Annotated in this window: 11 protein-coding genes; 5 read left to right on the top strand and 6 right to left on the bottom strand. The window is 29.4% G+C overall.

Annotation, left to right across the window (positions count from 1 at the left end):
- Positions 1-6: 6 nt before the first annotated feature.
- On the bottom strand, positions 7-672 hold the full coding sequence (locus HMPREF2578_RS00515; RefSeq protein WP_049413630.1) for an ABC transporter ATP-binding protein: 666 nt from the start codon (positions 670-672) through the stop codon (positions 7-9).
- A complete protein-coding gene (locus HMPREF2578_RS00510; protein ID WP_061815614.1) occupies positions 672-1,727 on the bottom strand; it encodes an ABC transporter permease in 1,056 nt (351 codons plus the stop codon). The genes HMPREF2578_RS00515 and HMPREF2578_RS00510 overlap by 1 nt, the downstream gene beginning before the upstream one ends.
- Before the next feature lie 129 nt (positions 1,728-1,856).
- Between HMPREF2578_RS00510 and HMPREF2578_RS00505 the strand changes: the two genes are divergently transcribed.
- Positions 1,857-2,531, top strand: a complete 675-nt coding sequence (locus HMPREF2578_RS00505; protein ID WP_017174929.1) for a response regulator transcription factor — start codon at positions 1,857-1,859, stop codon at positions 2,529-2,531.
- Positions 2,524-3,897, top strand: a complete 1,374-nt coding sequence (locus tag HMPREF2578_RS00500) for a sensor histidine kinase (protein WP_070508191.1) — start codon at positions 2,524-2,526, stop codon at positions 3,895-3,897. The genes HMPREF2578_RS00505 and HMPREF2578_RS00500 overlap by 8 nt, the downstream gene beginning before the upstream one ends.
- Positions 3,898-3,949: 52 nt before the next feature.
- Here HMPREF2578_RS00500 and mqo read toward each other — a convergent pair whose 3' ends face one another.
- A complete protein-coding gene (gene mqo, locus HMPREF2578_RS00495; protein ID WP_070508190.1) occupies positions 3,950-5,428 on the bottom strand; it encodes a malate dehydrogenase (quinone) in 1,479 nt (492 codons plus the stop codon).
- A gap of 310 nt (positions 5,429-5,738) precedes the next feature.
- On the opposite strand from mqo, the gene HMPREF2578_RS00490 reads away from it, so the two are divergent.
- Positions 5,739-6,884 carry a glycosyltransferase family 4 protein gene (locus HMPREF2578_RS00490; RefSeq protein ID WP_017174932.1) on the top strand — a complete coding sequence of 382 codons (1,146 nt, stop codon included), beginning with the start codon at positions 5,739-5,741 and terminating at the stop codon, positions 6,882-6,884.
- Positions 6,885-6,928: 44 nt separating this feature from the next.
- On the opposite strand, the gene HMPREF2578_RS00485 is transcribed toward HMPREF2578_RS00490, so the two are convergent.
- Positions 6,929-8,530, bottom strand: a complete 1,602-nt coding sequence (locus HMPREF2578_RS00485; protein WP_002448432.1) for an L-lactate permease — start codon at positions 8,528-8,530, stop codon at positions 6,929-6,931.
- Between the two features lie 355 nt (positions 8,531-8,885).
- On the opposite strand from HMPREF2578_RS00485, the gene HMPREF2578_RS00480 reads away from it, so the two are divergent.
- Positions 8,886-10,571 carry a CDP-glycerol glycerophosphotransferase family protein gene (locus HMPREF2578_RS00480; protein WP_049413622.1) on the top strand — a complete coding sequence of 562 codons (1,686 nt, stop codon included), beginning with the start codon at positions 8,886-8,888 and terminating at the stop codon, positions 10,569-10,571.
- Between the two features lie 55 nt (positions 10,572-10,626).
- Here HMPREF2578_RS00480 and HMPREF2578_RS00475 read toward each other — a convergent pair whose 3' ends face one another.
- On the bottom strand, positions 10,627-11,142 hold the full coding sequence (locus tag HMPREF2578_RS00475) for a GNAT family N-acetyltransferase (protein WP_048680377.1): 516 nt from the start codon (positions 11,140-11,142) through the stop codon (positions 10,627-10,629).
- Between the two features lie 309 nt (positions 11,143-11,451).
- Here HMPREF2578_RS00475 and HMPREF2578_RS00470 point away from each other — a divergent pair, with 309 nt between their 5' ends.
- Positions 11,452-12,447 (top strand): acrylyl-CoA reductase family protein, encoded by a 996-nt coding sequence (locus HMPREF2578_RS00470; RefSeq protein WP_048680383.1) that lies wholly within the window; start codon positions 11,452-11,454, stop codon positions 12,445-12,447.
- Positions 12,448-12,536: 89 nt separating this feature from the next.
- Here HMPREF2578_RS00470 and HMPREF2578_RS00465 read toward each other — a convergent pair.
- Positions 12,537-14,606, bottom strand: a 2,070-nt coding sequence (locus HMPREF2578_RS00465; protein ID WP_070508189.1) for a DUF1542 domain-containing protein, incomplete at its 5' end; no start/stop codon positions are given.

Here is a 14,606-nt window from a genome sequence, read left to right as displayed (position 1 = left end):
CACTTTTTAATTAAGTATTTTGCCGTCTTCTAATTTTACAACGCGATCAGCATAGTCAAATAATCGCTCGTCATGTGTAATCATAATACCTACCATCTCTTCAGATTTTATACGTTCCTTAATCATCTCTACTACTTTCGTAGCACGACTTGCATCTAAACTTGCTGTTGGTTCATCTGCAAGAATAATTTTAGGATTATTTGTAAAGGCACGCATAATTGCTACACGTTGCTTTTCTCCTCCTGATAACATATGTGGAAATGCATCCAAACGATCTTTGAGACCAATTTCTGTTAATAAATATTTAGCATTTGAAACGGCTTCTTTTTTATTTACTCCCGCTTCCTTAGCAATAACAGTGAGTTGTTCTTCAACCGTTAGATAAGGCACAAGATGTGACGATTGAAAAATAAAACCAATATCATTAAGTCTTAATTCTGTACTATTTTTATAATTTGAATACAAATCATGACCTTCATATAATATCTTACCATCAGTAGGTGTTAACAACCCACCTAATATATTTAATAGTGTCGATTTACCTGAACCTGATGCACCATTTAAAATAATAAACTCTCCTGGTTGAACGTCTAAATTAATATCCTTTAATACTTTTGTCTTCGCTAAACCTTCTCCAAATGTTTTACTAATATGTTCGAGTTTTAATGTCATTATTCCATACCTCCAATAGCATCAATTGGATCCACTTTTACTACTTTGATAAATGATAGTAAGGCACCGATACATCCTACAATAAGAAAAATAACAATCATTAATAAAATTGTACCGTAACCTAAATAAAATGGCATAGTCACTGGCATAATTAAACTTAATATTAAAATAAGTACTGTGGCTAAAATAACACCAACCATGGTAGTTAAAATAATCTCTATAATTAATGAGCTTAATAAATGTCTCGTTTTAATACCTACTGCTTTTAATATGCCTATTTGTGAGATTTTTTGAATGGTCATAACATAAAAGAATGCACTTAATACAATTGCTGTAATCACAAACAAACTAATTATCATTAAATTCAATGGCATTTGTTCTGTTTGGTAACTTGCAATGTTATCAGTCAATGTTTTTTCACTAACAGTTGTTACATTAGAAATATCATTAATTCTATTTTTATCTTTTTTACTTAATTCTTTAACTGGATAGAATGTAGAATAATTTTTATTAAGCGTTTTAAAATCTGAATGATTCATCATAACCATTGAACTATGAGAATACATTGTATCTTCAATAATACCACTTACTTTATAAGCTTCTTTATGACCTTTAAACTTAATCATATCTCCTTTTTTTACATCTTGTCCCGTTAATTTATCATTTATTGCAACTTCATGTGAATGATTAGGATAGCGACCTTCTTTTAAAGAGGGACGATCTTCTTTAGAAGTAGAGAACGTAAGAATATCTTGATCTTGTTGTTTTAATTTTAATGTTTGTGGTCCAAGATGTGTTGCTTGTTGATTTATAATATCTTCTATCTTATTTTGTTGATTTGAATCAAGTTGTGATGTTTCAATTTTAGGTTCTTTCATTTTTTCAATAATATATGTTTGTGCATTTTGATTATTTAAAAATGACACATTTTCTCTCGCTAAACCTTGAGCTAAACCATTAATAAATAATACCATACTCCCTAGTAAGAAGATGATTAGCATAATTAATATATATCGAAACTTATAAAATTTTATTTCTTTCCAAGCTAAATTCATTTCTTTTTCCTCCCTATTTATCTTTATTAAACAGTATAGAGAGTAAATATGAACTGAATATGAACAACAAAGAAAATTGTCTTAGATTTTAAAGATTCGTATAATAATTAGAAAAGGAGCGAAAAGTAAATGATAAAATGTTTAATTGTAGATGATGATCCAAAACTCTTGCATTACGTTTCTAAACATTTAGAAGCGGATCATATAAAAACCGTGACACATTCGAGTGGAGAACAAGCATTAAAATATCTTAATCATCATCGCGTGGATATCGCAGTTGTAGATATTATGATGACAGGTATGGATGGATTTGAATTATGTCAATTATTAAAAGATCACTATCAATTACCAGTTATTATGCTAACAGCACGAGATGCATTAAGTGATAAAGAACGCGCATTTGTCAGTGGCACAGATGACTATGTAACTAAGCCATTTGAAATTAAAGAATTATTATTTAGAATTCGTGCCGTTTTGCGTCGTTATCAAATTAATACACAAAATAAGATTGAAATAGGAAATGTCATTTTAAATGATGAATTTATGGAGGTAAGTGTAGCATCTAAAAAAATGAATCTTCCTACTAAAGAATTCCAACTCCTATTTTTATTATGCACTCATCCAAGACAAATTTACACAAGAGAGTCTATTATTGAAAAAATTTGGGGTTTCGATTATACAGGCGATGAAAGAACAGTAGACGTTCATATTAAGCGTTTAAGAACACGGTTAAAAAAATTAGAGGCAACTATTGAAATTCAAACAGTAAGAGGCCAGGGATACAAGGTGAATAAAGATGTTTAAAACATTATATAGTCGCATTGCGATTTATACTATTACTGTGATTATTTTTAGTGCATTAGTTAGTTTTTTCATAGCAAATATATATTATCATTTCAATCTCAAAGAAAATAATGACACTAAAATTATGCGTACGTTAAAAGAAGCTCGTACATACGAACATCAACTTCCTTCAAAATACGTAAAGTCTTATTTTCAACATTTAGGACAAATGAATTATCAAATCGTTACCGTCGATAAACAAGGACAAAAAACATTTTATGGTGAACCTTTTAGAAAAGATACACTGTCCTCATCATCTATTAACCAAGTTATGCGTGGTCATGATTATCACGGTATAAAAAACAAACCTTTTGAATTATTTGTGACAGGTTTCTTTGATAACGAAACAGATAACACGGTGGGCATAAGATTTTATGAAGACCATGAACCTATAGCAGTATTTATGCGGCCAGATATAGGTAAAACATTCGGCGAGTTTAGAATATTTTTATTTGTATTACTTATTTTCTTATTGCTGATATCTATTTCGCTTGTTATTGCTTCAACATACTCGATCATTAAACCTATTAAAAAGTTAAAATTGGCGACAGAACAATTAATGAATGGGAATTTTGAAACACCCATTTCTCGTACACGTCATGATGAAATTGGAACTTTACAGTTTCGCTTTGATACCATGCGTCAGTCATTAAAACAATTAGATGACATGCGTCAGCATTTTGTTCAAAATGTTTCACATGAAATTAAAACACCTCTTACACATATTGAAAGACTATTAACTGAATTACAATCTGCGCATTCAGAAGATGAACGTCATAGTTTAATCAATGATATTCATTTAGAAATTACACGTCTTAGTAACTTAATAAAAGAACTACTATTACTATCTGAATTAGATAATGCGAATCACTTATCTGTTGACGATAAATTAGAATTATCTTCACTCATTACTGATATCATTCGACATGAACAATACACGATTGATGATAAATCATTGATGTTATTATCTGATATGCATAACATATATTTCCAGGGAAATCGTCGCCTTTTACATCAAGCATTTTCGAATCTAATTCAAAATGCTATTAAATATTCAGATATAAATGGCATTATCGATATTACTTTGAATCAAGAAAATAATCATATTATTTTTGCGGTAACAAATGAAGGACAAACTATTTCTAAACAAGCGATACCACATCTATTTGATCGTTTTTATAAACTCAATGCTAGTGATAATAGTAATGGTTTAGGACTAGCAATTACTAAGTCCATCATTGATTTACATCACGGTAAAATATGTGTATCTAGTAATTCTGAAAGTGGCACGACATTTAAAATTCTATTTCCACATACCCTATTTTAACTTATTAGACAAAAACAGGCAGTGTTAAAAAGGACACTACCTGTTTTTTTGATTATTTCACATTTAAATATTTTCTTACTTCTTTATTTACTGCGTTATAAACTTCTTCATGCTCATTAAGTTTAAGTCCATACGATGGAATCATCTCTTTAATTTTTGGAATCCAAGCATCAAATTCATTTTTGTAACAGCGTTTTAATACATCTAACATGATATCGACAGCTGTTGAAGCTCCTGGAGAAGCACCTAATAATGCTGCAAGTGATCCATCATCAGAAGTAATGACCTCTGTACCAAATTGTAAGTTCCCTTTACTATCTTCTGTATCTTTAATCACTTGAACACGTTGTCCAGCAATAACAACTTCCCAATCTTTGTCTCTAGCATTCGGTAAAAAGATTCTTAAATCATTCATTCGATCTTTATGACTAAGCATTAATTGAGAAACTAAGTATTTAGTTAAATTGAACTCTTTAACTCCTGCTGTTAACATCGTCACAATATTATTCGGTTTAACAGAGCGAATTAAATCTAAATTTGATCCTGTTTTCAAAAATTTAGGTGAGAAACCTGCAAACGGTCCAAATAATAGAGAGCGTTCTCCATTTACAAATCGTGTATCTAAATGTGGTACAGACATCGGCGGTGCTCCAACATCTGCTTTACCATATACTTTTGCATAGTGACGTTCAATAACGTCTTCGTTTTTACAACGTAAGAAAAGACCACTTACTGGGAAACCACCTACATGTTTAGACTGCTTAATTCCAGTTTTTTGTAGAAGTGGAAGACTTGCTCCTCCAGCACCGATGAACACAAACTCAGATTCAAACGTATGAATTGTATTAGAGTTCAAATCTTTGACAGTCACTTTCCAATAACCATTGTTCAATCGTTCAATATTTTGAACTTCTTGATGATACGTAACGTCTACATTACGTTCTTTTAAATTAGAAATTAATTTTTTAGTGAGTGCTCCAAAGTTTACATCTGTACCAGTTTCATCACGAGATAATGCAATAGGAACGGGTGATGTTCTACCTTCTACCATTAACGGCACCCATTCATCAATTTGATCCCGATCTTCTGTGATTTCCATTTTTTGAAATAAAATATTTTCTTTTAAAGCTTTTACACGTTTTTTCAAAAAGTCTACGTTTAAAATACCTTTAACAAAGCTCATATGTGGCACAGATTGAATAAAATTACCTGGATGTTCTAGTTGACCAGTTCTGACTAGATAAGCCCAAAATTGTTTAGATACTTGGAACTGTTCATTAATTTTAATTGCTTTTGTTACATCAATACTGCCATCTTTATTTTCTTTTGTATAATTCAATTCACATAGAGCTGAATGTCCTGTTCCAGCATTATTCCATACATTAGAACTCTCCTCACCTGATTGTTCCAATTTTTCGAAAATTTTAATTTCTTTTTCTGGAGATAAGTCTTTTAGTAATGTTCCTAATGTTGCGCTCATGATTCCGCCACCGATTAAGATGACATCTGTTTTGCTATGTTCTATACTCATAACAACCCAGTCCCCCTTTTATAATTACATCTTCAGTCGAAATAAATACGACCATTTTCAATTTAAAACGCTTTCTTTAATTGATAAAAAATAAATATTAATTTGACGTTAAAAACGTAAACAAAATTTTAATTACTATAGTAATTATATACATAATTTCTCTTTGAAAAAAGTATTTACACGAATTATTACATTATGTCATCTCTGTTTTCAAAAATATTTTAATTTTATTATAAAGCCCACAATATTTATACAGTTGGTTTATTACATGCTATAATTTTTATAATATTATTAATAACGAGGTACAATCATGAAATCATTTACTTTTTTAATGCATAATATATATGCTTTAGGTGGCACAGTTAAAGCAATGACTGAATTAGCAAATACCTTAGCGGACAAAGGTCATAACGTTAAAATTATCTCTATTTTTAGAGCTAAAGATAAGCCTTACTTCAAACTTAATTCTTCTATTAAAATAAAACACTTAGTTGATTATAGACTAAAACCACAAAATGTGATTTCTATCTTCATGAATCGGCTTAATAAATACACTCCTTTATTAAAGCCTATCTACCTTTCAAAACATGAGCCTGGTTTAAATCAATTCTCGAAGTATATTGAACATAAATTGATACGCGCAATTAATGATATAGATACCGATGTACTCATAGGTACAAGAGCAAGTTTTAATATATTTATTTCTAAATATTATCATGGACATGCAATGACAATAGGTATGGAGCATATGAATTTAAATGCCTATCCCAAAGCGTATCGACAAGAAATATTAGATGCTTATCAACATCTAGACGCACTAACCACTTTAACTCATACGGATAAAGACCATTATGAATCATTCATTAAAACGCCTGTATATGTCGTTCCTAATATTATTCGCACTAAAAAATTAAATCTACCTAAAAAAAATGTTATTTTAAGTGCCGGACGTCTAGAATATGAAAAAGGTTATGATATTTTAATCGAAAGTGTCCAACTCATTAAAGATACGCTTAGACAGAAAAAATATAAAATTGAGATTTATGGTGAAGGTCAAGAACATCAACATTTACAAGAAACTATTAATCATCACCAGCTTAATGACTTAATAACTATATATCCAGCTACTCAACACCTTAATGAAAAATTAGCGCAAAGTCGAATGACTGTCGTTCCTTCACGAAATGAAGGGTTTGGAATGGTCATATTAGAAGCAATGGCTCAAGACAATATTGTTATTAGTTTTAAAGATACACTTGGACCTTCACAACTGATTCAACATAATAAAAATGGTTATTTAGCAGACTATGCGAATGCACAATCATTAGCAAAATATATTGATCTTGCTATTCAAAAGAAAGAGCATTCAGAAAATATGATTGAAGCAAGCCATCAAACTCTTGAAAGCTATTCTCCAGATAAAATCTATAATGCTTTTTATTCTATTTTCAAATAAAAAAAGGATTGCAATTCTCCGAATTGCAATCCTTTTTATTATAACTACATAAACATTGATAAAATAAATGTCCAAATACAGATAAATATCAATAAAGCAACACTGTATTTTAATGTCATTTTAAGTAATTCTGATTCTTTACCCACTTGTTTTACAGCTGCTGTTGCAATCGCAATTGATTGTGGAGATATAAGTTTTGCAGCCACACCACCAACAGTATTCGCTCCAACAAGTAACGGTGCACTTGTACCAATTTGTTGGGCAACTGAAGCTTGAATTGGTGCGAATAATGAGTTGTTATTTACAACAGAACCAGTCATGAACACACCAATCCATCCTAAGATTGGAGATAAAATTGGGAACACGCCGCCTGCTTTTGCGATACCTTGACCCATTGCAGCACTTAAACCACCATATGTAGTGATTTTAGAAATTGCTAAAATGAAACAAATAGTTAAAATTGGTAACCATAGTTCTTTGAATGCTTCTACGAACAAACGTCCTGCATCACCGAAATTAACTTTTTTAGACATTAAAACTGTAATAATAATTGTAAGTAAAATGGCTGTACCAGTTTGACCAATAAAATTAAAACTTAATGTAATAGGTTTATGTGCTACATCACTGTATGTTCCTGGTAAATTAAAGTTAAATACCAATGCTGATAAAGGACCATTTGGTGCAAATAAGTTTTTAAAGAATGTTGCACTCCAAATCATTACAATTACAGTTAAGATAATGAATGGGCTCCATGCATATAAAATTTCTTTACCACTATGTGGAGTAACTGCTTCTGGTTTAACATCTTTTTGTATTCTAAAAATATTTTTAGGTTGGAATTTTTTAGAGAATACTGCTAACACACCCATAGTCACTAATGGTGGAATGATGTCAGCTAATTCTGGACCAACAAATACTGTAATTAAGCCTTGTAATACTGTATAAGTAATTGAAGCTACTAAAATTTGTGGTAATGTTTCCTTAATACCTTTAAAACCATCAATAATAAAGATTAATAAGAATGGAATAATAAAGTTAATAATTGCTAAAGTAAGTGTAGACACTTGAGACACGCTCATTGCTTCAACATGTCCTGGTAAATGAAGTGTATTCACAATACCAACTGGAATACCAATTGCACCGAATGCACCTGAAGCAGCGTTGGCAATTAAACATAACATAGCTGCTTGTAAAGGTTTAAAACCTAGTTGTGCAAGTAATAATGCACAAATTGCAATTGGCACACCGAAACCTGCAGCACCTTCTAAGAAGCCATTAAAAGCAAAACCAATTAATAATAATTGAATACGTTGGTCTTGTGAAATGCTCATAATGCTATCTTGAATTGTACTAAATTGACCAGATTCTTGAGTCGTTTTATATAATAAAACGGCCATAATAACGATATAACCAATTGGGATAATACCTTGATAGAATCCTTCTATTACACCACCTGTAGCAATACCACCAGGTAATTTAAAGAATGGCAATGCAATAAGTAAAGTAACTACTAAAGTAGTGATTGCTGCATAAATCCCTTTCATTTTAAACACAGTTAAACATAACAAGAATAAAATGATTGGAATTGCTGCAATTAAACTAGATAACGCTAAGTTACCAAAAGGGTTAAAAGAATGTACTAACATAGTTTAAACGCTTCTTTCCTTAATATTTTATTATATTGATGAATTATCTAGCTAAACAACTAAAAATTCACTTTTATAATTTTAACAGGTATTCACAAAAATTAACATATTGTATTCAAGTTAAAATTAGAATATTACACTTTTTATTTTTGTGAATATTTTCACAAAAATAATATAACATTTCTTATCACAATTGACAATACTGTAAAAATAATTTATGTCAACAATAGTAGTAAAATCTATTTGAATTTTCATTAATATATGATTTTATATGATCATTCATGTAAATATGAATTTTTTAAAAGTGCATGGTAAAATAAAAATATGAAATTTAGGAGTTAAAGGATAATGCATAATGATTAAACAAATAAATATATCTAATATGGCACATCTAGATATACAACTTAATAAAGCTAAATCTGCAGGGTATTCACATTTTATCCCCTATTCTAACGAAATAAAAATTAATCAAGACATGCTTAATGCTGTCCCATTAGGTGAACATTCTATTGCGGTTGATTACACAATCCATGGTGTTTACCTTAATGATTGTCGTTATTTTGGGAATGATAAATTAAGTTTTCTCGCTTGGATGAATAATATTAATCATTATCCAAATATCATTTATAATATTGATACTGCGCTGATTTACCTTTCAAAATATCAAATTCAATCTATTATGGATCTAGCAGTCATCACTATTTTAAAAAATGAGATCGATATAGATGGACATGTTGTTTTTGATTTTATTGAAGAATTACAGACATCTAGTTCATTTTGGAATTCATTAGATACACGAGAAATTAAAATTGCCAATCACTTTGATTTAAATAAATTAGCTTATATCCACGACCATTCGATTCCATTTCCTAAATATAAGCATCCATTAGCTGACGAAACTCTTCGTTTTGCTGATAGCTGGCTTGTAACAACAAAATTTAAATTACCTAAATGGATGTACAATAAAATTCATCAACGTGCTATTCAAAATCATAAAAAATTAAGTTATATCTATACTAAAGATACATCCAAATTGAAAAATCATGTCGTATTTTTAGGATTCGATTATGGCTATAGGGGTAACTCTAAATACCTTTTTAATTATTTTGTAAAACGAAATCCAACAACAGAAGCTTATTACATTACTGACGATAGACGTGGACCGTATTTCCTTCCCATTGATGCAGAACATAATAAAGAACTTATTGAAACTGCAAAAATTGTAGTCATTGAAAGTTATATGCCTGAAGCTTACCAACCTAATGGTACAGTCATTCAATTATGGCATGGTACACCTATTAAAGAATTATTTTTAGATAGTAAAGAACCTTATCAAAATCAAACTATTTATAATTACAGAGCAAGAAAATATAATAAATGGAAACACCAATCATATGTCTTATTAGATTCAAAAGCTTCAGAAGGTTTATTTGAGACTGCTTTTCCTAATGAAACGGTTCAATTTCTTCCTTTTGGTTATCCAAGAGTAAGTTATTTACTAAACTATAAAGATAATCAAAATCAGCAAAGAAAAATACGTGAAAAATTAAAACTCAATCATACAAAACCTGTTTTATTATATGCGCCAACATGGCATAAAAATACAGAATCATTTACGCCTTTAACGATGACACCAGAGTTACTAGAAAAATACTATGTGATATATAAGGGGCATATTGAAGGTGATGATGCTATTCCAGAAGGTGTCATTGAGGCTCCTATGGATATCGAAACACAAGACTTAATCTTAGTATCAGACATTGTACTTACTGATTATTCTTCTATCATTTTTGATGCCCTAACTATTGATAAAAAAGTTTGTTTATATACTCCTAACCACGAAGAATATAAAGAAGAACGTGGCGTCTATATTGATGTGCTGAATAGTCTAGCAAAAGTTTGGTACACAGACGAAGAATTGTTACTAAATCATTTAATTCATGATAGGATTCCTACCATTCATCAACATGCACTTATAAATCGTAATAATCAATCTCTAAAAAAATTAACTCAACTTATGAGAGATATTTTAGATAAATAATAAAGCACTAAGCGTACAGAACTTTTCTGTACGCTTAGTGCTTTATTGTGTTATTTTAAATTTCTTTTTCCATAATTAAATCCGTGTCTATTACATTACCATTAATAAAATCATGTTGTCCTGTAATTTCAAAGCCTTGCTTTTTATAAAAGCTAATGGCAGAAGGATTATTTTCCCAAACACCTAACCATATTTTTGATTTATTATACTCCCTTGCTTTATCAATCGCTAATTGAATAAATTGACTTCCTCTCCCTCCACCTTGGTAATCCTTATCAAAATAAATGCGCTGAATTTCTAAATATTGATTACCTTTTGGTTCAGTTTGTGTTTCATTAATATTTAATTTTAAATAACCAGCAATCTCATCATCGACCTTATAGAAATAGTGAAATGATTGATGATGTTCGATTTCTGATAATAACTTCGTTTCATTATAGTTTTCTTCAAAAAATTTTTTAAAGTTTTCATCAGTATAACTACCTTTAAAAGTATCATAAAATGTTTTTTCTGCAATTTTTCTTAACTCACTTACATTATCTTGTTTAATTTCTTCAATTTCTTCTTTCATATTTCCCCTCTTTTATTGTACTTATTTTTTCACAAAACTAGATAATACCTTATTCCTTATCAAACACATTTTAAACACTATATTAAATTATTTTATTATAAATTAAAATATATATTGATAATCATTATAAATAAAATTATATATTTATGCTGTTTTACTGTCAATATAATTATTTTTTTATCAAAATACAGACTATTTTATATTTAATTTATATAAACTTTTTAACTTAATGACTCATTTAAAATGTGGTATGGTTATTTAGGATATGCAATTAACATCTAATTTTTTATTTTTAAGGAGTACGATTTTATGAGTGTAAATTTCAAAGCGTTTATGGTTGAAAAAGATAATGATGGCACCGTCACAAGTGATTTCAAGGATTTATCAATCAATGATTTACCTGAAGGTGAAGTTTTAATAAAAGTTCAATATTCTGGTATTAATTATAAAGATGCCTTAGCCACTGTTAAAGATAGCGGTGTACTTAAATCATATCCAATGGTTCCTGGAATTGATTTGGCAGGTACAGTTGTAGAATCTGATGACCCTACAATCGAAAAAGGTGAAGAAGTTATTATTACTGGCTATGATTTAGGCGTCAATCATTACGGTGGATTTAGTGAGTATGCCCGTGTTAAATCAGATTGGATTGTTAAATGTCCTGAAAATCTAACACTTGAAGAAGCGATGATTTATGGGACTGCTGGTTACACAGCTGGTTTAGCAATAGAAAAATTAGAAAAAGCAAACTTTATGACACTTGAAGGCGATAAAGTACTTGTACGTGGCGCTTCTGGTGGTGTTGGGTCTTTAGCTGTAATGATGTTAAATGAACTTGGTTATAAAGTTGTAGCAAGTACTGGAAATAAAAAAGCTACAAATAAATTAAAAGAATTAGGAGCAAGAGAAGTTATCGATCGTATTTCTGAAGATAGTAATGAAATATTAGGAAAAAGAACTTGGCAAGCTGCTATTGATCCTTGCGGTGGTCCTGGAACACCTTATATAGCAAAGCATCTAACAAATGGTGGTGGTGTTGCATTAATTGGTATGACTGGAGGTAACCACTTTGAAACTTCAGTATTTCCATTTATTCTTCGCGGTGTAAGCGTCGTTGGACTTGATTCAGTTATGACACCAATGAAATTACGTCAACGTGTATGGAGAAGATTAGCAACTGATTTAAAATCTGATAAATTACATGAAATTAAAAATACAATTGCTTTTAAAGATTTAAAACATTCTATTGAGACAGTACTTAATCATGAGAACGCTGGAAGGATTATTATAGATTTTGAAGCATAGTTAATATTTATTTAATAAAAAAGAGCAAGAAACCCAGTTTATATCGGTTTCCTGCTCTTTATTTTTAAAGATAATAAGTTATATCTTTTTTATCTTTTATTCTTGTTATTTTTTTGTTTTTTTCTACGATTCTTTAATACTAATCCTAGACCAACTAATAGTGTCATTAATTCAATTTCTAATTGAATAGATGTACCTTCTGAACCAGTATCAGGTAATCTATGTAATTTAGATAAATGACTGTTATTAGATTTAATACCGTCAGTGTTAACATTTGATTGATTTTGATTATTATCTTTGTTGTTATGACTTAAGATATTTTCAATTTTGTCAATATCAAACATATTCAATTTGTTTATTAATTTTTGGATAATTGAACCGATATCATCAATGTGTGATTTATCAATTTCTTTTAATGTATCATGTCTAAGTTTTTCAAGATAATCAATTAATTTAGCTTTTTGTTCATCTGTTAAATCTTTGCGTGCTTTAATTTCTTTAATTTTATTATTTATTAACGCATTAGTAATTTCTTTTGCAACAATTTTCGCTATATTATCTTTGCCTTCTTTAAGTTTATGGTTAATTTCATTGATATCATTTGCGTTATCAATGTTTTTAAGTACTTTTTGTAAAGCTTTATCTATTTCAGCTAACGCTTTTTGTTTCTGGGCACTAGTTAAGTTAGAATTATTTAGAATTTCTTGGCGTTTTTTATTAGCGAAATCAATAATTTCTTGTTTAGCCAAAATTTTAGCATCAATTAATGCTTTTAATTTATCGATTTCTTTTTGAATATTATCTTTAATCTTAATAAGGTCTGTTAATGTAGTTGCATTATTAATCTGACCTTTTGCACCTTCAAGAAGACGCTCTAATTTAGATTTAAGTTTTTCTTTATCTTCTTTAGAAAGATTAGGATTGTTGTCAATTTCATCTTTCAATCGGTTAACTTCATTTTCTAACTCTACTAAAGCTTTTTGTTTAGCTAATTCAACTTGATGTTTTCCATCTAAATCATATTTTGCTTTTTTAATATCTTGAATTAATTTATTAATTTCTTCAAGTGATGCATTTGTACCAATACCTTTATTTATTAAGTCTTCAGCTTTTTTAATAAGTTCATCGTAAGCGGATTTTTTATCTGGTGAAGCTTCTGAATAATTAACAGAATGCTTGATATCTAAATTATCAGCTATTTCATCAATTAAATGTTTCATAGCTTTATCCACTTCTTTAGCTTTATTAATAATTATATCTAAATTATCACGTGAATTTTCATTATCTACCATATTGTTAAACGCATCTTTTTGTGCATTGTTCAAATGTTCTAAGTTTTCCAATATGTGTTTAACATTATTTCTAGCATTTTGTAATTTTTCTGCACCATTTAAATTATTTTTAGCATCAATTATCTTATCTTTAAGTTGATTTATCACGCTAGGATCAATAATAGGATTTTTTGCATCATTAATTAGTTTTTCAGCTTCTTTTAAAGCATCATCATAGGTATCTTTTTTATCTTTATCTCCATCAGTATAATTAATACTTGCTTTGATTTTATCTTTTTCAGCGATGTTTTCTTTTAATTGTTTCATCGCATCATTTAATAAATTAGTATTATGTTTAATATTTTCTAATTCATCAGAAGTTGTAGAAGCTTTTGTCTTTTCTATTAATTTATCCTTCTGTGATTCTGTTAAATCAGTTTGTTGTTTAATTTTTTTAATGACAGCATCATAATCTAATATTAAGTCATGTTTAGCTTGTTCAAGTTCATCTTTAGCACGTTTCACATTTTCGATAGTTTTATGAATTTCATCAACTGTTGAAGTTGGGTTATCAATAACTTTTTGTGCATTAGCTAATGTATCTTTTGCTTGACTTAATTTATTTCTATAATTTTCAACAGAATCACTAGTCATATTTTTAGTTTCAGGCACCTGATTAATGCTTGTTTCTAAATTGTTTTTAGCATTATTCAATAAAGTTTTGTCTGGAATTAAATCATGTTTAGCTTGTTTTAATGCAACTGTAGCTTCATTTACTTTAGCTATTGCTTGCGCAATTTCCCCAGATGTTGCATCGTCATTTTCAATCACTTTTTGTGCGTCTCTGCTGACTTGTTCTGCTTCTGCTTTTTTCGCTCTATAATTATC

The organism is Staphylococcus sp. HMSC072H03 (assembly GCF_001809305.1).
GTDB lineage: Bacteria > Bacillota > Bacilli > Staphylococcales > Staphylococcaceae > Staphylococcus > Staphylococcus hominis.
Note: the sequence above shows the minus strand (reverse complement) of the source record. Positions and strands in the feature narration are given on the sequence as shown.

Excerpts from the sequence above, each read along its gene's own strand:
- HMPREF2578_RS00515 (WP_049413630.1), bottom strand. The coding sequence starts at position 672 with ATGACATTAAAACTCGAACATATTAGTAAAACATTTGGAGAAGGTTTA.
- HMPREF2578_RS00485 (WP_002448432.1), bottom strand. The coding sequence starts at position 8,530 with ATGTTAGTACATTCTTTTAACCCTTTTGGTAACTTAGCGTTATCTAGT.
- HMPREF2578_RS00500 (WP_070508191.1), top strand. The coding sequence starts at position 2,524 with ATGTTTAAAACATTATATAGTCGCATTGCGATTTATACTATTACTGTG.
- HMPREF2578_RS00475 (WP_048680377.1), bottom strand. The coding sequence starts at position 11,142 with ATGAAAGAAGAAATTGAAGAAATTAAACAAGATAATGTAAGTGAGTTA.
- HMPREF2578_RS00490 (WP_017174932.1), top strand. The coding sequence starts at position 5,739 with ATGAAATCATTTACTTTTTTAATGCATAATATATATGCTTTAGGTGGC.
- HMPREF2578_RS00470 (WP_048680383.1), top strand. The coding sequence starts at position 11,452 with ATGAGTGTAAATTTCAAAGCGTTTATGGTTGAAAAAGATAATGATGGC.
- HMPREF2578_RS00505 (WP_017174929.1), top strand. The coding sequence starts at position 1,857 with ATGATAAAATGTTTAATTGTAGATGATGATCCAAAACTCTTGCATTAC.
- HMPREF2578_RS00480 (WP_049413622.1), top strand. The coding sequence starts at position 8,886 with ATGATTAAACAAATAAATATATCTAATATGGCACATCTAGATATACAA.
- mqo (WP_070508190.1), bottom strand. The coding sequence starts at position 5,428 with ATGAGTATAGAACATAGCAAAACAGATGTCATCTTAATCGGTGGCGGA.
- HMPREF2578_RS00510 (WP_061815614.1), bottom strand. The coding sequence starts at position 1,727 with ATGAATTTAGCTTGGAAAGAAATAAAATTTTATAAGTTTCGATATATA.